The 18,233-nt window shown below is 61.0% G+C and carries 15 protein-coding genes; 12 read left to right on the top strand and 3 right to left on the bottom strand.

Translation table 11 applies throughout. The features are described 5' to 3' along the window. Window positions 1–1,545: molecular chaperone DnaK (gene dnaK / locus U1A24_RS20020; RefSeq protein ID WP_322323751.1), on the top strand; the 1,545-nt coding region annotated here is incomplete at its 5' end. Window positions 1,546–1,616: 71 nt separating this feature from the next. Next, window positions 1,617–2,768: a molecular chaperone DnaJ gene (gene dnaJ / locus U1A24_RS20015; RefSeq protein WP_322323750.1), complete on the top strand. Its 1,152-nt coding sequence runs from the start codon at window positions 1,617–1,619 to the stop codon at window positions 2,766–2,768. A gap of 23 nt (window positions 2,769–2,791) precedes the next feature. On the opposite strand, the gene U1A24_RS20010 is transcribed toward dnaJ, so the two are convergent. Then, complete coding sequence (locus U1A24_RS20010) at window positions 2,792–4,324, bottom strand: trimethylamine methyltransferase family protein (protein WP_322323749.1); 1,533 nt, start codon at window positions 4,322–4,324, stop codon at window positions 2,792–2,794. Continuing rightward, window positions 4,321–6,345 (bottom strand): FAD-dependent oxidoreductase, encoded by a 2,025-nt coding sequence (locus U1A24_RS20005; RefSeq protein WP_322323748.1) that lies wholly within the window; start codon window positions 6,343–6,345, stop codon window positions 4,321–4,323. Before U1A24_RS20005 ends, U1A24_RS20010 begins: the two co-directional genes overlap by 4 nt. 120 nt (window positions 6,346–6,465) lie before the next feature. Between U1A24_RS20005 and U1A24_RS20000 the strand changes: the two genes are divergently transcribed. The 7 genes from U1A24_RS20000 to U1A24_RS19970 all read left to right on the top strand — a co-directional run bounded on the left by U1A24_RS20000 (window position 6,466) and on the right by U1A24_RS19970 (window position 14,468). Next, on the top strand, window positions 6,466–8,490 hold the full coding sequence (locus U1A24_RS20000; protein ID WP_322323747.1) for a CocE/NonD family hydrolase: 2,025 nt from the start codon (window positions 6,466–6,468) through the stop codon (window positions 8,488–8,490). 3 nt (window positions 8,491–8,493) lie between these two features. Next, window positions 8,494–9,444, top strand: coding sequence for an ABC transporter permease (locus U1A24_RS19995; RefSeq protein ID WP_322323746.1), 951 nt, complete (start codon window positions 8,494–8,496; stop codon window positions 9,442–9,444). Continuing rightward, entirely contained in the window at window positions 9,428–10,285 is an 858-nt protein-coding gene (locus U1A24_RS19990) for an ABC transporter permease (protein WP_322323745.1), read from the top strand. Before U1A24_RS19995 ends, U1A24_RS19990 begins: the two co-directional genes overlap by 17 nt. After that, window positions 10,282–11,262: an ABC transporter ATP-binding protein gene (locus tag U1A24_RS19985; protein WP_322323744.1), complete on the top strand. Its 981-nt coding sequence runs from the start codon at window positions 10,282–10,284 to the stop codon at window positions 11,260–11,262. The genes U1A24_RS19990 and U1A24_RS19985 overlap by 4 nt, the downstream gene beginning before the upstream one ends. After that, window positions 11,259–12,239: an ABC transporter ATP-binding protein gene (locus U1A24_RS19980; protein WP_322323743.1), complete on the top strand. Its 981-nt coding sequence runs from the start codon at window positions 11,259–11,261 to the stop codon at window positions 12,237–12,239. The genes U1A24_RS19985 and U1A24_RS19980 overlap by 4 nt, the downstream gene beginning before the upstream one ends. Continuing rightward, window positions 12,236–13,789 carry an ABC transporter substrate-binding protein gene (locus U1A24_RS19975; RefSeq protein WP_322323742.1) on the top strand — a complete coding sequence of 518 codons (1,554 nt, stop codon included), beginning with the start codon at window positions 12,236–12,238 and terminating at the stop codon, window positions 13,787–13,789. The genes U1A24_RS19980 and U1A24_RS19975 overlap by 4 nt, the downstream gene beginning before the upstream one ends. Before the next feature lie 76 nt (window positions 13,790–13,865). Continuing rightward, the gene (locus U1A24_RS19970) at window positions 13,866–14,468 is read left to right on the top strand and encodes a TetR family transcriptional regulator C-terminal domain-containing protein (RefSeq protein ID WP_322323741.1); all 603 of its coding nucleotides are present in this window, start codon (window positions 13,866–13,868) and stop codon (window positions 14,466–14,468) included. Window positions 14,469–14,497: 29 nt separating this feature from the next. Here the strand turns inward: U1A24_RS19970 and ubiG are convergent, their stop codons facing one another. Beyond that, on the bottom strand, window positions 14,498–15,241 hold the full coding sequence (gene ubiG, locus U1A24_RS19965) for a bifunctional 2-polyprenyl-6-hydroxyphenol methylase/3-demethylubiquinol 3-O-methyltransferase UbiG (protein WP_322323740.1): 744 nt from the start codon (window positions 15,239–15,241) through the stop codon (window positions 14,498–14,500). A gap of 60 nt (window positions 15,242–15,301) precedes the next feature. Here ubiG and pip point away from each other — a divergent pair, with 60 nt between their 5' ends. The 3 genes from pip to U1A24_RS19950 all read left to right on the top strand — a co-directional run bounded on the left by pip (window position 15,302) and on the right by U1A24_RS19950 (window position 18,206). Then, a complete protein-coding gene (gene pip, locus U1A24_RS19960; RefSeq protein ID WP_322323739.1) occupies window positions 15,302–16,294 on the top strand; it encodes a prolyl aminopeptidase in 993 nt (330 codons plus the stop codon). 72 nt (window positions 16,295–16,366) lie between these two features. Next, on the top strand, window positions 16,367–16,720 hold the full coding sequence (locus U1A24_RS19955; protein ID WP_322323738.1) for a cupin domain-containing protein: 354 nt from the start codon (window positions 16,367–16,369) through the stop codon (window positions 16,718–16,720). A gap of 472 nt (window positions 16,721–17,192) precedes the next feature. Then, complete coding sequence (locus tag U1A24_RS19950) at window positions 17,193–18,206, top strand: substrate-binding domain-containing protein (RefSeq protein WP_322323737.1); 1,014 nt, start codon at window positions 17,193–17,195, stop codon at window positions 18,204–18,206. Window positions 18,207–18,233: the final 27 nt, after the last annotated feature.

Here is an 18,233-nt window from a genome sequence, read left to right as displayed (position 1 = left end):
ATGAAAGAAACCGCCGAGGCATACTTGGGTGAAACCGTCACCCAGGCTGTCATCACCGTGCCCGCCTATTTCAACGACGCCCAGCGTCAGGCCACCAAAGACGCAGGCAAAATCGCCGGTCTGGAAGTGCTGCGTATCATCAACGAACCGACCGCAGCCGCTTTGGCCTACGGTCTGGACAAGAAAGAAGCCCGCACCATCGCGGTCTATGACCTTGGCGGCGGTACTTTCGATATCACCATTCTGGAAATCGACGACGGTTTGTTCGAGGTGAAATCCACCAACGGCGACACCTTCCTTGGTGGTGAAGACTTTGACATGCGCATCGTCAACTACCTGGCGGATGAGTTCAAGAAAGAGCACGGCGTTGATCTGTCCTTGGACAAGATGGCGTTGCAGCGTCTGAAAGAAGCGGCGGAAAAAGCCAAGATCGAGCTTTCCTCCAGCCAGCAGACCGAAATCAACCAGCCGTTCATCTCGATGGACAAAAACACCGGCCAGCCGTTGCACCTTGTGGTCAAACTGACCCGTGCCAAGCTGGAATCGCTGGTGGATGATCTGGTTAAAAAGTCGATGAAGCCCTGCGCTGCTGCGTTGAAAGACGCTGGCATCTCGATCAGCGACATTGACGAAGTGGTTCTGGTCGGCGGGATGACCCGCATGCCGCGCGTGCTGGAAGAAGTCACCAAGTTCTTCGGCAAAGAGCCGCACAAGGGTGTGAACCCGGATGAGGTTGTGGCCGCTGGTGCCGCTATTCAGGCTGGCGTGTTGCAAGGCGACGTCAAAGACGTGGTTCTGCTGGACGTGACCCCGCTGTCCTTGGGCATTGAAACCCTCGGTGGCGTGTTCACCCGTCTGATCGATCGCAACACCACGATCCCGACGAAGAAAAGCCAAGTGTTCTCGACCGCCGAAGACAACCAGAACGCTGTGACGATCCGGGTGTTCCAAGGCGAGCGCGAAATGGCTGCCGACAACAAGATGCTGGGCCAGTTCAACCTTGAACACATCCCGCCAGCACCGCGTGGTCTGCCGCAGATCGAGGTCACCTTCGACATCGACGCCAACGGCATCGTTTCGGTGAAGGCCAAGGACAAAGGCACCAACAAAGAGCAAGCGATCACCATTCAAGCCTCGGGCGGTCTGTCCGACGAGGATATCGAGAAAATGGTCCGCGACGCCGAAGCCAATGCCGAGTCGGATAAAGAGCGCAAAGAGCTGGTGGAATCGAAGAATCAGGCCGAAAGCCTGCTGCACTCGACCAAACGTTCTTTGACCGAACACTCTGACAAGGTTGATCCCTCGACCGTTGAAGTGATCGAGCTGGCGATGTCGGCGCTGGAAGATGCGCTGGCAACCGAAAACGCTGGCAAGATCAAAGGCGGCATCCAGAACCTGACCGAAGCGGCGATGAAGCTGGGCGAGGCGATCTACAAAGCCTCGGCAGACCAAGCCGAAGGCAAGGATGAGGATGATCAGCGCGGCGTGGATGAAGACATCATCGACGCTGACTTCGAAGATCTCGGGAACAACAAGCGGAAGTAAGCCGCCAGGAACGAAAACAGGGCGGCCCAGACAGGGGCCGCCCTGCCGCGTTCCCGTGAAGGGGTTTTGCAATGGCAAAGCGCGATTACTACGACATTCTCGGTGCCTCCAAGGGTGCTTCCGCAGAGGATTTGAAGAAGGCCTACCGGGTGAAGGCGAAAGAGCTTCACCCCGACCGCAATTCCGACAATCCCAACGCCGAAGCGCAGTTCAAAGAGCTGAACGAAGCTTATGAGGTGATGAAAGACGCCGATAAAAAGGCGGCCTATGACCGTTATGGTCATGCGGCCTTTGAAGGCGGCATGGGGGGCGGCGGCGCGGGTCAGCGCGGCTATGCCGGCGGCAATGGCGATTTCGCTTCCGCTTTCTCGGATGTGTTCGAAGATCTGTTTGGCAACTTCACCGGTGGCCGTGGCGGTGGCGGGCGTTCGCGCGCGCAACGTGGGTCTGACCTGCGCTATAACCTGCGCGTCAGCATGGAAGAAGCCTTTGCAGGGGTTCAGAAAACCATCAATGTGCCGACCTCGGTCACCTGCGATATCTGTCACGGCACTGGTGCCGAGGGCGGTGCAGAGCCTGTGACCTGCCCGACCTGCTCGGGCATGGGCAAGGTGCGGGCGCAGCAGGGTTTCTTCACCGTTGAACGCACCTGCCCCACCTGTAACGGCGCCGGACAGATGGTGAAAAACCCCTGCAAGAACTGCGCAGGGCATGGCCGGGTTGAGAAAGATCGCTCGCTGTCCGTCAACATCCCGGCAGGGGTGGAAACGGGCACGCGCATCCGTCTTGCAGGCGAAGGCGAAGCTGGCATGCGCGGCGGGCCGTCAGGTGATCTTTACATCTTCATCGAGATGAAAGAGCACGCGATTTTCCAACGCGATGGCGTGCATCTGTTCTGCCGTGTGCCGATCACTCTGGCCACCGCAGCCTTGGGCGGCGAGGTGGAAGTGCCGACGATTGACGGCGGTAAATCCCGCGTCAAAGTGCCTGCGGGCGCGCAAACCGGCAAGCAAATGCGCTTGCGCGCCAAGGGCATGCCCGCCCTGCGCGGTGGTGGGTCCGGCGATATGGTGATCGAGCTGGCGGTGGAAACTCCGGTCAACCTGACCGCGCGTCAGAAAGAAATCCTGCGGGAATTCGACACGCTGGCGACGGATAACAACCCGGAAGGATCGTCGTTCTTCTCAAAAGTCAAAGGCTTTTGGGACGGTATGAAAAGCTGAATTAGGCGGGCAGCGATGCCCGCCTAATTCATTGGCGCGCCGCCTTCCGCCTTTCGCTTTGCCACAAACGCCCCTAGTGCCTCATCAATCGCGGGGTCCAGTGGCGGTTGTTCATATTCTGCCAGCATCTGCTTCCAGACCAAATTCGCTCGCTCACGCGTCTTGATGCCGCCCTTGCCAAGCCAGGTCGTGTGGTTATCCCAGTTTGAGAGCAGCGGCGTATAGAACGCCTGCTCATAGCGGCTCATCGTATGATCAGAGCCAAAGAAATGCCCGCCTGACCCCACTTCGCGGATTGCATCGAATGCCAGAGTCGCCTCATCCACCACCAGCGGCGTGAAATACTCCTGCATCATTTGCAGCATTTCAGCGTCAACGATCAGCTTCTCAAAACTCGCCGTCAGACCGCCATGTAGCCAACCCGCCGCATGTTCGATCAAATGCGCGCCGCCCATCATTGCCCCCCACAGCGACATCTGCGACTCATACGCCGCCTGTGCATCGACCTCATTCGCAGCGTTGACATTGGACGACCGAAACGGCACCCCGATCAGCCGCGCCAACTGCCCCGAGGCCTGCGCCGCCTTGGTATATTCCGGCGTGCCAAACGCAGGCGCGCCCGAGCGCATATCGACGTTTGAAGTAAATCCACCGTACATCACCGCCACCCCCGGCCGCACGATCTGGGTCAAAGCAATGCCCACCATCGCTTCGGCATGCTGCATCACCAACGCGCCGGCCAGCGTCACCGGGCTCATCGCGCCCGCTAAGGTGAACGGCGTGATCACCACCACCTGACCATATTCCGCCATGGTGATCAGCCCCTCGGCCATCGGAATATCCAGCTGCAACGGCGAGTTGGTGTTGATGATCCCCAGCAAACAAGGCCTGTCCCGCAGCCCTTCCGGCGTGGTGCCAAGGCTGATCGCGGCCATCTCAATCCCGTCCAGGGTCCGCTGCCGCCCCAAGGTTTCGGTCTGCCAGTTCTTGTCCAGCAGCCGGATTTGCGCGTGAAAGCAGTCGAGATAGCGGGTGTGAGCGGGCAGGTCCATCGGCTCGAACGGATTGCCGCCGCTTTGGTGAATCACATTCAGGCTTTGGATAAGCTTCAGATAATCCTGCATCTCGGCAAAGCTGCCATTCCTGCGCCCGCCCTCATTGTCCATCACATAGGCTGGCCCACCGACCGAGGCGAACACGCAATCCGCCCCGCCAAACTGCAGGTTCCGCGCTGGATTACGCGCCTCTAGCCCAAAGCTGCGGGGCACTGTTGACAGCAGAGCGGTCAGCAAATCCGGGTCCAGCCGCACGGTTTCGCCCGTAACCTGCGCGCCCGCCTGCGCGAACAGCGCCCGCGCCTGCGGCTCTAACACCGCCATGCCAATCTCTGCCAGCACCCGCAAAGCCGCGTTGTGGATCGCCATGACATGATCCGCTGACAGCACTTCGGTCGGCGCATAGGGCCGCGGCACTTGCCCGAACGGAGATTGATGCAAGGCCCCCAGCACGCGGGGGCCACGGGTCGCGCTGCGTTTGCGTGGAGCGGAATCAGTCATAGCATCCCCTTTAGCGGCGGTTTTTCGCGCCGCAACACAGGCTCAATTGGCCCGCCAAATCCCCGCACAAAGCGATGCGCCGAATAGACCGCATCGGCGATCGAGGACGGTTGCAGACAATCGCCAACACGCGAAACCGCAACCCCACTGGCCAGCAGCGGCGCATAAAGATCATCTACGGGCAGCCGCCCCGTCACTGTGATCAACGTGCCGCAAGCCCGCTCCACCTCACGCCCGGTATAGCCGCAGGCCAGTCGCACAGCGCCCACCTCATGCCCGACCAGCAGGTGCGAGGCCACGATCTCGACCCCCGCCTGCAACAGTTTCGCCTGCACAAAGCCCTGCTCATCTGTCAGCGCTGTCCAGCTTGACGCGGTCGCGTGGGACGTCACATAGCAAACCGCATGCCCCAGCCCACGCAGCCGTTCCGCCAAAGCACCGGCCATGAAGTAGTGCTCGTCATCATAGATCACCACCGGGCCATTCACCGCAGCCCCGGAAAAAATATCATCTGGAGTCAACGCTTTGGGCAAATCTAATGCCTGCATTCCTGACACACCAATGCCGTCCCGCCGCCAGCGCGACCCCGTCGCCAGCACCACATGATCCGCGCCGAAATCGGCAATGTCGCCAACCGTCATCTCGCTGCCCGGATAGACCTGCACAGTGTCCAGCTTGCCGATCATATGCGCCCGCCAATCGCGCACCCGGATCCACGTCGAAAGCCCCGGCAAGGTCGATTCGCGCAGGATCCGCCCGCCCAAAGCCCCGCCCCGCTCGGCCAAAGTCACCTCGGCCCCACGCCGCCCCAAAGCCAGCGCCGCCTCCAGCCCTGCGGGCCCCGCGCCCACGACCAACACCTTGTCCCGCTTCGGCAGCATGGCAATCCGCTCAGGATGCCAGCCCTGCCGCCATTCTTCAGCAATCGTCGGGTTCTGCGTGCAGCGCAAATGCACCGCCTCATTATTCGCGGCGCGGCACATGTTGCAGCCAATACACTCGCGAATTTCATCCGCCCGGCCTTCGCGAATCTTCAACGGTAAAAACGGATCGGCAATCGAGGGCCGCGCCGCCCCGATGAAATCCTGCACGCCGCGCTTGATCTGCGCCACCATCGTCTCGGGTGAGGTAAACCGCCCCACAGCCACCACCGGCTTTGTGGTCAGGCTTTTCACGAAGGACACATAGCGGTCCTGAAACCCCTCGGCACTAAACCGCGCCGATTTACTGTCATTGCCCAGCGCGCCCGCAATGTTCACATCCCACAGGTCTGGCAGTTCAGCGAGCATCTCAATCACCTCGCGCCCCTCACCCTCACTGGTGATGCCGCGTGGCCCGTGCAACTCATCCACCGCCAGCCGCACAGCCACGGCGCAGGTGTCGCCGACAGCCTCTTTGGTATCCTCGATCATCTCACGCAAGAGCCGCGCGCGGTTCTCTAAACTGCCGCCGTAAGCATCGCCGCGCGTGTTGCTGCGGCCCGACAGGAACTGAAACGGCAGGTAATCATGGCCCGCATAGACATAGACAATGTCAAACCCGGCCCGCTTGGCCCGCAAAGCTGCGTCGCGTTGCCAGCCCCGGAACGCCTTGATGTCACTGGCATCCATCGCCCGCGCCGTGGTCGGCAGATGGAACATCGCAGGCTGGATGTCCGGTGCGATCCCCGGCAGCCGCGTCATCCGGTTCGATGCGTGGGCCCCACCATGCCACAACTCAATCCCCGCCAGACTGCCATGCGCGTGAATGGCATCCGCCGTCAGCGCCAGCGCCGGAATGTCGCCATCGTCCCACAGGGTCAGAAACCCGTGCGGGCTGTCGTCTGAGGTTGGATGGATCGAGCAATACTCGGTGCACACCACCCCCCAACCGCCCTCTGCCTTGATCCCGCGCAAAGCCGCCCCCGCCTGCGGGCGCTGCCAGCCCAGGCCGGTCGCATGTGGCGTCTGATAGAATCGGTTCGGCGCAGTGACTGGCCCGATGCGGACAGACTGGAACAAGATCGCGTGGCTAGGGTCCATCATCGCCTCTGTGTTGAATGACTGTATAGTAAGTATCAATTTCTCTATGCGTCAATGCCCTTAAATTTATGTTGCCAAGTGGTGATCTCTTGTTACATGATCGTTCAACAAGGGGATCACATGCCACAAATCCAGACTGAGTTTCCGCATAAGGTTGAAGTCATCGAAGCCCTCTGGGTGCCGCTGCCAGACGGCACGCGGCTGGCTGCAAAGCTGTGGCTGCCCGAGACGGCGCTGACGGGAACAACCCCCGTTCCGGTCTTGCTGGAATATCTCCCCTACCGCCTGCGCGACGGCACCCGCACCCGCGATCAGGGACTGCATATGTATGTGGCAGGGCATGGCTACGCCTGTATCCGGCTGGACATTCGCGGCACGGGCGAGAGTGATGGCGTCATCACTGGCGAATATACCGAGCAGGAACAGCTGGATGGCGTGGCCGCGATTGAATGGCTTGCGCAACAGCCGTGGTGCGATGGTCAGGTGTCGATGATCGGCATTTCATGGGGCGGCTTCAACGGCTTGCAAATCGCCGCGCGTCAGCCCCCGGCGTTGAAGAGCATCATCACGGTGGGATCCACCGATGATCGCTATGCCACCGATATTCATTGGGTCGGCGGCTGTCTTTCCAAGGATAATTTCGACTGGTCGGCCACGATGTTCTCGGGCAACGATCTGCCGCCCGATCCGCAAGTGGTCGGTGAAGCATGGCGCGCGATGTGGATGGATCGCATTCACGCCAACCAGCCCTGGATCATCGAATGGCTGCACCATCAGCGCCGCGATGACTACTGGAAGCAGGGCTCGATCTGCGAGGATTTCTCTGCCGTCACCATCCCGGTCTATGCCATCAGCGGCTGGGCCGACAACTATTCCGAAGCCGTGCCGCGCCTGCTGGCCAACCTTTCCGGCCCGCGCCTTGGCCTCGTTGGCCCGTGGGCGCACAGCTACCCGCATGAGGTGACGGTAGAGCCCGCCATCGGCTGGCTGCAAGAACTGGTGCGCTGGCTGGATCACTGGACCAAGGGCATCGACACCGGCATGATGGATCAGCCGATGTATCGGGTCTGGATGCAGGAACATGTGCCGCCGCAAACCTGCTATCTGGAACGTCCCGGACGCTGGGTGGCTGAAGAGTCTTGGCCTTCCCCCCGCATCCAACCCGAGCGCATGGCCTTGGGCGCAAACGGTGTTTTGGGCGGCACTGGCGACGGCATCGCGCAAATCTGCTCCCCCCTGTGGGTCGGCCTGACCGCCGGAGAAGTCGGTCGCTATGGCAACGATGCCGACTGGCCCACCGATCAACGCGAGGATGATGGCGGCTCGCTGGTGTTCATCACCGCGCCCCTGACGGAAACCAAAGAGATCCTCGGCGCTGCGCAATTGCACCTGAGCTTTTCCAGCGACAAACCCCAAGCCCTAGTTGCCGTCCGCCTGAATAACGTCGCCCCCGATGGCCGCTCTACCCGCGTCGCTGTGGGTCTGCTGAACCTCACTCACCGCGACAGCCACGAACACGCCATCGCGTTGACGCCCGGCCAAAGCCACACCGCGACCGTCGATCTGGATGATATCGCCCATGCTTTCCCGCCCGGCCACCGCATCGCCGTGTCGATCTCGACCACCTATTACCCGATCGCCTGGCCTTCGCCGGACCTGGCGACCCTCAACATCCACTTGGGTGAAAGCTGGCTCGACCTGCCCGTCCGCCCAAGCCGCCCCGAAGATGCCAGCCTTCCCGCCTTCGCCCCGCCGATCCGCGCCCCACAAACCCCGCACACCTACCACCCGGTCGAAAACCCGCCGCTGCGCCGCGTCAGCCGAGACCTGCTTTCGGGCAAAATGACCGTGGATTTCCCGCGCTGGACCTACAGCAAAACCATGCCCGACATTGGCCAGACCCAAACCGCCACCGGCATCATCAGCCACGAAATCATCGACGGTGACCCGCTCTCTGCCGTCACCACCACCGATTACCGCGTCACCATGCAGTTCCCGCAAACCACCATCCACCACCACTCCACAGGCCGCATGTCCTGCACCGCCACACATTTCCGCGTTGAGCAGACCCTGAAGATCCACGAAGCCGAAACCCTGATCTTTGAACGCCAATGGGATGAGGAGATCGCGCGTGACATGGTCTGACCCATGCTGAGCTATGCCATCAAACGCATCGCACTGGCCGTGCTGATCCTGTTTGTGGTCATGCTGGCGATGTATGGCATGGTTTTCCTTGTCCCCGGCGATCCCGCCAGCGTCGCGCTCGGCCCGCGCGCCACACCTGCCTTGAAGGCGCTGCTGACGGAACGCATGGGGCTGGATCAGCCGGTTCTGGTGCAAATCTGGCGCTTCTTTTCCAATGCGGCGCAAGGTGATCTGGGCATTGATGTCTGGTCAAAGCGCCCGGTGCTTGACCAAATACTTGAGGCCTTCCCGCAAACCTTGCTGCTCGGGGTCACAGCCCTCAGCTGGGCGCTTACCCTTGGCATCACGCTCGGCGTCCTTGCCGTGGTCTATCGGGGGACATTCATCGACCGCGCGCTGGGTCTTGTTTCGGTCAGCTTCATCTCGGTGCCGTCTTTTGTCGTCGCCATTTACCTGTTGTTGATCTTCGCCGTCTGGCTGCAATGGTTGCCTGCGATTGGCGCGGGGAAGACAGGTGATATTTCGTCGCAAATCAAAGCCTTGATCCTGCCATCCCTTGCAGTCGGGCTTGGCTGGGTTGGCTATCTGGCCCGCATGGTGCGCGCCTCGATGCTGGAGATCATGGCCGCCAACCACATCCGCACCGCCCGCGCCTTTGGCATCCCCGAGCGCAAAGTTGTCACCCGCTACGCCCTGCGCTTGGCCATCGTGCCGACGATTTCGGTGATCGCTGTGGGGCTTGGCGGTATCCTGTCCAGCGCCGTCTTTGTCGAAACCGTGTTCTCGCGCCCCGGCATTGGCACCCTGATCACTGGGGCTGTGTTCAAGCGCAACTACCCGGTGGTGATGGGCACAGTATTGGTGACCACGGCGTTTTATCTGATGGTGATCACCGCCGCTGATCTGCTGATCGCCAAGCTCGACCCACGGGTGCGCGATGCGCTGGCCCGCTGACACCCGCGCGCTGCGGGCGCTGATCCGCGATCCGATGGGGCTGATGGGCCTGATCCTTGTCAGCCTGTTTATCCTGATGGCCGTGGCTGCCCCCTTGCTTGCACCCTATGATCCGTTGGCGCTGGATGTGCGCGCCAAGCTGCAAGCCCCCAGCTTTGCGCATTGGCTGGGCACCGATCAGCTGGGCCGGGACACGCTGTCGCGCATCATCTACGGCGCACGCACCGCGCTTTCCATCGCGCTGACGGCCACCGCCATTGCCGGAAGCGTCGGCATGCTGCTGGGACTGATCGCAGGCTACGGCCCGCGCTGGCTGGATGCCATGTTGGTGCTGGTGTTCGATGCGCTGAACTCGCTGCCGATGATGATGTTTGCACTGGCGATCATCACCGCGATTGGCCCCGGCACCGGCACATTGATCCTGGTCGTCGTGCTTGTCTCGATCCCCGGCTATGCGCGGCTGATCCGCGCGCAAACTCTGGCGCTGCGCAGCGCAGATTTCATCGTGGCCGAACAGGCGATCGGGGCCAGCACGCCCCGCATCCTGTTGCGCCACCTGCTGCCCAACGTGTTCGGCCCGCTGTGCATCGTGCTGTCGATGGATATTCCGGTGGTGATCATGCTCGAAGCGGGGCTGAGCTATCTCAATCTGGGGGTCAAGCCGCCCACCCCATCTTGGGGCAATCTGCTTTATGACGGCTACACCTCTATCCGCAGCTCCAGCACTTTGGTCATTGCGGCAGGTGCGCCGCTTGTGCTGGCCACCCTTGGCTTTACCTTTCTCGGCGAAGGCTTGCGCGATGCCCTCGACCCACGCTTTGCCACCGCGAGGCCGCGATGAATCCGCCCCTGCTGGAAATCGACGCCCTCAGCATCGCCTACCACACCGACCACGGACGCCTTTCGGCCCTGCGCGGGGCAAGTCTGGTGGCGCGCGCGGGCGAAGTGATCGGCATCGTCGGCGAAAGCGGTTGCGGCAAATCCACTCTGGCAGCAAGCGTGATCAACCTGCTGCCACCCGCCGCGCAGGTGACAGGCGGCGCGGTCCGCTACAAGGGCCAAGACATCCTGACCCTGCCACCCGAGGCCCAGCGCGCCCTGCGCGGCCAAGACATCGCGATGATCTTCCAAGACCCGATGACTGCCTTCAACCCGGTGCTGACGATGGGCGCGCAATTGGTGGATTTCCAACATGCCGCCCAAATCCCGCGTGCGGAGAAGCTCTCCCGCGCCCGCGCTTTGCTCGCCCGCGTGGGTATGCCCGACCCCGATCTCACTCTGCGCCGCTATCCGCATCAACTCTCCGGCGGGATGCGCCAACGCGTCGCCATCGCCGCCGCCTTGCTGATGAACCCCACGATCCTCGTCGCCGATGAACCCACCACAGCACTTGATGTGACGATGGAGGCGCAGATCATCCACCTGCTGCGCGGCCTGCGCCGCGATTATCAGGGCGCGATCCTTGTGATCACGCATCATCTTGGTGTGGTCGCCGAACTCTGCGACCGCGTCTATGTGATGTATGCGGGCGAGGTGGTGGAAGAAGCCCTTGTCGATGACCTGTTCCACGCCCCCCGCCACCCCTACACCCGCGCGTTGATCGCCTGCGATCCGGGCCATTTTGATGACCCAACCCCGATCCTGCCCACCATCCCAGGCCGCCTGCCAGATCTGCGCAATCCCCCCACCGGATGCAGCTTCGCCCCGCGCTGCCCCCGCGCTAGCGCCATCTGTGCCACCCCGCCCCCGCGCGTGCAAATTTCGGCCACGCAATCCGCGCTCTGCCACAAGGCGCACGGCATCGGGGCGCAACCATGACGCTGCTCTCCGTCAATAATCTCGCCCTAGACCTGCCGTTAAGGGATGGTCTGCTGTCGGCCTTGAACCCCAAATCCAGACGCAGCCTGCAAATCTTCGCCGACGTCTCCTTCACCCTGAACCCCGGCGAAACCCTTGGTCTTGTCGGCGAGTCCGGCTCCGGCAAAACCACCCTCGCCCGCGCTCTGCTTGGCCTTTCCCCCACCACCCACGGCACCATCCATTTCGACCAAGCCCAGCGCACCACCAAAGCCGATTTCACCGCCATGCGCCGCGCCACCGCGATGATGTTCCAGGACGCCATCGCCTCGCTTTCCCCCCGCATGACCATCGGAGCACTTCTGGCCGAACCGCTGATCATCCACCGCCATCCCGTGCCCAAAACCAAAATCGCCGAAATGCTGGCCCTCGTAGGCCTCCCCCCCGATTTTGCCACCCGCTACCCGCATGAGCTTTCCGGTGGCCAAGCCCGCCGCGTCGGTGTCGCCCGCGCGCTGGTGCTGAACCCCAAACTCGTCATCGCGGATGAGCCCACCGCAGGCCTTGATGTGTCAGTCCAAGGTGAAATCCTCAACCTGATGACCGACCTCAAGACCCGCCTCGGCCTCAGCTATCTGATCATCAGTCACAACCTTGCGATGGTCCGCCATGTCTCGGATCGTATCGCGGTGATGTATCTGGGCCGACTGGTCGAGATCGGCCCCACGCGGCAAACCTTCGCGCAGCCGCTGCACCCCTATTCCCAAAGCCTGATCGCCGCCGAACCGCTGCCAGACCCGCGCAAACGCCGTCGAGATCTTGCGATCAACGGGGAAATCCCCAGCTTGCTCAATCGCCCAAAGGCCTGCGTCTTCCAAAGCCGCTGCCCCCATGTCCAACCCATCTGCCGCACCGACCCCCCACAGCTTCGCGAAATCAGCCCCGCCCGCTTCGTGCGCTGCCATTTCGCCCAACCCCCGACAGGAGCATTTACATGACCCAATGGCGCATCGACCGTCGCGGCTTCCTGCAAACCGCAGGCGCTGCCCTCGCAGCCCTCACCCTGCCCGCAAAATTCGCCTGGGCCGCCGAGGGCGATACCCTGCGCCTTCGCGTCGGCGCAGATTTTCAGGTGATCGACCCGAAAGGCATCATCGGTGAGCTGGATGAGATCATCCCGCGCTGCACCCAAGTCGCCCTCGTGCGCTTGGGCGACATGCGCGATGGTAACAAATGGCAGCCGTGGGGTGCCGAGAAAATCGACTGGATCGACCCCACCAAAATCGGCTTCACCCTGCGCGAGGGCCTTGTCTGGTCGAATGGTTTCGGCCCCGTCACCCCCGAAGACGTGAAGTTTTCCTTCGAACGCATCGCAGGCAGTGATTCCGCTTGGGCCTATCAGTTTGAAAAACTTGACTATGTCGAGGTGATCGACGCCCGCTCTGGCATCATCCACCTGAAAGAAGCCTTCGCCCCCTTCATGGTGATCGCGCTGCCCTATTACGGCGGCAATATCATCTGCAAAGCCGCCACCGAGAAAGTCGGCGGCAGTTACACCACCGAAGCCCCCGCCGAATGTGGCCCCTACCACTTTGCCGCGTGGGAGCAGAACCAGAAAGTCACCCTCACCGCCAACCCGGATTGGCCCGGCCCAAAACCCGCATTCTCGACCGTTGAGATCTACATCGTCGGTGATGACCAAGCCGCCCAACTGGCTTACGAGGCTGACGCCTTCGATTTCACCAAGCTTGCGGTCAGTTCCACCGCACAGATCAAGGCTGCCATGCCCGAAGGTGCCACGCTGATTCAGGCGCAATCGGCGCGCTATGCCTGGCTGACCATCAATATGAACGCGGAGCCACTGAAAGACGTTCGCGTCCGGCAAGCCATCCAATACGCCTATGACGGCGATGCCGTGCTGATAGGGGCTTATGACGGGCTGGCGACCCGCTCGACGGGCGTGGTTCCCCCCACCAGCCCGTTCGCCCGCGCCTCTAACCTGATCCCCACCCGTGACGTCGAAAAGGCCAAGGCATTGCTGGCCGAAGCCGGTGTGTCGGATCTGACCCTGAAACTGGTCGCACTGACCGACAGCACCACACAGGCCATTGCGCAGATCTTCCAGGCCAGCATGGCCGAGGCAGGCATCACCATCGAAATCCAGCCCACCGAAGACGCCGCCTATTGGTCTGAAGGCGACAAGACTGCCGGCGATGGCTACAAATCGCTGGAGCTGGCGCTGATGAATTTCGCGGGCGGCATTGATCCCACCGAAAACCTTGTATGGTTCCGCCCTGATCAGATCGGCATCTACAACTGGTCGTTCTTTGACAGCCCCGAGTTTGAGGCTTTGTATCAGCAGGGCCTGACCGAACAGGATGAAGCCAAGCGCAAAGCGATCTTCAACCAGATGGAAGATCTGATGGAAGCCTCCGGTTGTTTCATCTTCATCTGCTTCGAGCCCTACATCGCCATCCATGACAGCAATATCAGGCCGGTGATCCTTGCCGATGGTCACCCCGATCCGGTCATGTTTACAAAGGCTTGATTACAGCGATCTAATCAACGACACCTAGGGTCGGGCCGGGAGTTCCTCGGCCCGACCCTCACCGAACAGGCAAGCGATGACAACCGCCACGGCCCCAAAATACACCCGCCTGACCTCGGCCCAGCGATCAGCCAGCCTGATCCAGGCCAGTCTGGCTTGCCTCGCGCGGGGCGGCATCCTTGAATTCACCATCGACAACATCTGCAACGAGGCCGGTGTTTCGCGCGGTCTGATCACCCATCATTTCAAGTCGAAAGATGGCCTGCTGGTCGCTGTCTACCGCACCATGTATGAACGCCTGCATTCGGGGCTGGAAACGCCCAATCCGAAAAAATCACGCCTTCTGTCGATCATCGACGCCATGTTCGCGCCCGAGTTTTTTAGCCGGGAAGAGCTGAACATCTGGCTCGCCCTGTGGTCCGAGATCGTCAACAACCCCGCCCTGAAGCGCGAACACCGCCGCCAATACACCCGCTACCGCCGCGATTTGGAAACCGCGCTGGCCGAGATTGCTACCGCACGGGGGCTGACTGTTGATGTGAAGTCGCTGGCACAAATGCTGATCGCCTTGGTGGATGGCTTGGGGTTAGAGCGCTGCATCGAGCCGAAACTGCTCTCGCCCAAAGCCGCCAAACAGATCTGCATCTCAACGCTGGAACTGGCTTTGGGGCCACTTTAGCGCGGCTTCCGCAGAGCCGCTGCCTGCGGCTACCCGCGCTTCACGCTGGCGGTCACATAGTTACAGGACAAATCCCGCACCGAAATCGACCATTTCCAACTGATCGGATTGAACACCATCCCCTTGCGGTCGACAGGCTCCAGCCCGGCCTTGCGGATCAGGTCATAAAGCTCGTCCGGCGTGATGAACTTCGCCCAGTCATGCGTACCCTTTGGCAGCCAGCGCATCACCCATTCCGCCCCGATGATCGCCATCACAAAGCTTTTCGGATTGCGGTTCAGGGTTGAGCAGATCATCAGCCCACCGGGTTTCAGCAACTGCTGGCAGGCGGTCATATAGCCCTGCGGGTCAGCGACATGCTCCACCACTTCCATGTTCAGAACCACATCGAACTGCTCACCCGAAGCCGCCAGATCTTCCGCCGTGGTGTGCCGATAATTAATGACCAGTCCCGATTGTTCCGCGTGAACCTGCGCTACCGGGATGTTGCGGGGTGCCGCATCCGCGCCCACCACATCCGCCCCCAGCCGCGCCATCGGTTCCGACAGCAGGCCACCGCCGCAGCCGATATCAAGGATGCGCAGACCTTTGAAGGGCAGGGCTTGCGTCAAATCCCGATCAAACTCCGCAGCGATCTGTGACGTGATATAATCCAGCCGACACGGGTTCATCAGATGTAGCGGCTTGAACTTGCCCTCAACATCCCACCATTCTGCGGCCATGGCTTCAAACTTGGCGACTTCGGCGGGGTCAATCGTGTTGGTCTGGCTCATCGGAACTCCTTGCGCGCCGGGCGGTGGTGGCGCAGTCTAGGGCCACTATATAGGATGAATATGGACCACAGATCAGGGCAAAAGCGCGCGGCTGAGTATCTTTACCCGCCGGTCGATCCGTTCGATCAGCGGATGCTGGATATGGGCGATGGCCACCGGATTTATGTCGAGCAATGCGGGCGGCCTGATGGCATCCCGGTGCTGGTGCTGCATGGCGGACCGGGAGGTGGCTGTAGCCCGGCGATGCGGCGGTATTTTGATCCGGCGGTGTATCGGGTGATCCTGTTCGATCAGCGGGGATGTGGTCGGTCGCGCCCACATGCCTCGGTCGAGAACAACACCACCTGGCATCTGGTCCGCGATATCGAGGTGATCCGTGCGGCGATGGGGGTGGAGCAATTCATCCTGTTCGGCGGCAGTTGGGGCGCGACCTTGGCGCTGATCTATGCAATCTCGCATCCCGACCGAGTGCGGCATCTGGTGCTGCGCGGGGTGTTTCTGGCGACGCGGGCCGAGTTGGACTGGTTCTATGGTGGCGGGGCGGGGGCGTTTTATCCCGACCTGTGGGAGCGGTTCACCCGGATGATCCCGGAGGCCGAGCGGGATGATCTGATCGCGGCCTATCATCGGCGGCTGTTTGGGGGCGATCTGATTCAGGAAACCCAGGCCGCGCGGATCTGGGCCGGGTGGGAGAATGCGCTGGCCTCGGTCGCCTCGGAAGGCTTCATGGGGGGGGAAGGTCCGGCAGAATATGCGCGGGCCTTTGCGCGGCTGGAGAACCATTATTTCGTCAACGCGGCCTTTCTGGAATCTGACGGCTGGATCCTACAAAATCGGCACAAAATCGCCCATATCGGCGCGGATATTGTGCAGGGGCGGTTTGATATGATTTGCCCGCCGATCTCGGCCAGCCGGCTGGCGGATGGCTGGGAAAAGGCGCGGTTGCGGGTGGTGCCGATGGCGGGGCATGCGCTTTCAGAGCCGGGGATTTCCGAGGCTTTGGTGACGGCGATGGATGCGTTGCGGAGCCGGTCCCAACTCGGGACCAAATAGAACCCTTGTAAATCAAGATCTTGACCTTGCCGCGTTAAGACACTTTTAACACTTTCCCCCGATGAGGCCGCTATGATCGACTTTTCCGCCTTCCTTTCGCTTGCCAATACCCCGCTGGATGCCTTCGCGCCCAAGCCTACCAGCTTTGAGGGCGATCAGCAGGAATCCTCTGTCGCGCTGTTCACTTCGGCAGATGGTCGGGTGGAAATCGGGGTTTGGGAATGCACTCCGGGCCGCTTTACCGCCGACCGTAGTGCGTCGTCCGAGTTCTGCCATTTCATCTCGGGCCGCATCGAAATGACCCATGCCGATGGCAGCAAAGTCCAGCTTGGCGCAGGCGATGCGATTGCACTGCCGTTGGGCTGGAAGGGCGAATGGCGGGTGATCGAGCAAGTGCGCAAGCTGTATGTTATCATGCAGGCATAGGGCGATGCGGATGGGTTGGGAGTGGTCTGCTTGCCAACGTGTTCTTCAACAGACCGTGCTGACCCTGCCTGCTGCGACCGCGCCGCAAAGTCTTTCGGCGCGGGCTTAACGGGACAACTCGGGCAACTTTCTCCCAGACCGACGCCATCAATCGGCGCAAGGTTCAGCGCCAGACAGATCTGGCCTGCAGTCGCGAAGAGATTGCGCAGGCCTAGCTCATCAACCGGTTCCAGAACCAAATTAAAGCGAGTGCGCCATGCGGCGCGCAAGTTTGCATGCCAAAATACGCCTCTGCCCCCGAGAGCCGTGGGCTGACATCAGTTGCTTTGCAATAAATTTCACATCAAGATAAAAATACTGAAGTTCGTTGACGCGTCGATTTTGCAGTCCTACCAACGCATCTGCAATGTCATTCGACTTGCGAAATAAATTTCAAGAATGGCGCAAGGCGCCGTCGTCAAGGGAGGAAAACATGAGGAGCTACGTCAAGGCATTGATATTAAGCGGGGCATCTGCTGTCGCGCTTTTGGGATCGTCTGCTGCGGCATTGGCCGAGGGCGGTTTGCGCTGCGAGCCGGGCGAAACCTATGTGATGAACGTGATGGTGATGGGGCATCCCTATTGGGTTCCAGTCTTTGAGGGGTTCAAACAGGCGGCAGAGGCTTTGGGTTGTGAAGCGGTGTTTTCCGGCACGCCGGATTACGACATCACCAAGCAGATCGCCTCGTTCGAGCAGGATCTTGTGACCAATCCGAAAGGCATCCTGCTGCATCCGATGCAGGCCGATCCTTTCATTGATCCGATCAACCGCGCTGTGGATGCGGGCGTCTCTGTCACCACTTTCGCGGCAGATTCTCCGAAATCCAAGCGCACCGCTTATGTCACCTCTGACAATCTGGCCGAGGCGAAATTCGCCGCAGAAGAGATCGTCAAAACGGTGGGCGACAGTGCGGAATATGCCGTGCTGGAGAACCCCGGCCAATCGAACCACGACCTGCGCGTGACGGCGCTGATCGCCTACATGGAAAAGAACTACCCGAACATGAAACTGGTCGGGCGTCAGGCCAGCAACCAAGACCCGAACGCGGCCTTCACTGCGGTTTCGGCGATGCTGCAAGCCAATCCCGATCTGGCCGCACTGTGGATCCCCGAATCTGGATCTGCCGAAGGCGCAGTGGCTGCCGTGAAGGCGGCGGGCGACAAACTGATGATCATTCACGCCGACATCTCGCCCACCACGCTTGAAGAAATCAAGGCGGGCAACATCCACATGGCGCTGAACCCGAACCAAGGCATTCAGGGCTTTGTCGGCTTCATGAATACCTTCCTTGGTGCGCATCCTGCGCTGATCGACCCGTTCAACGACTATAAGGTGTCGGGCTACAATCCGATGCAGATTCCCTTCACCGACAATGGCTTTGCGGTGATCACCAAGGACAATGCCGAAAGCTTTGTTCTGGAGAAATACATGGAAGGCCGTAACTGACGTCAAAGGCCCCGCTGCTTAGTGGCT

Origin of the sequence: Cypionkella sp., assembly GCF_034376685.1 — a bacterium.
Taxonomy (GTDB): domain Bacteria; phylum Pseudomonadota; class Alphaproteobacteria; order Rhodobacterales; family Rhodobacteraceae; genus Cypionkella.
This window is presented reverse-complemented; position numbering and strand designations above follow the sequence as displayed.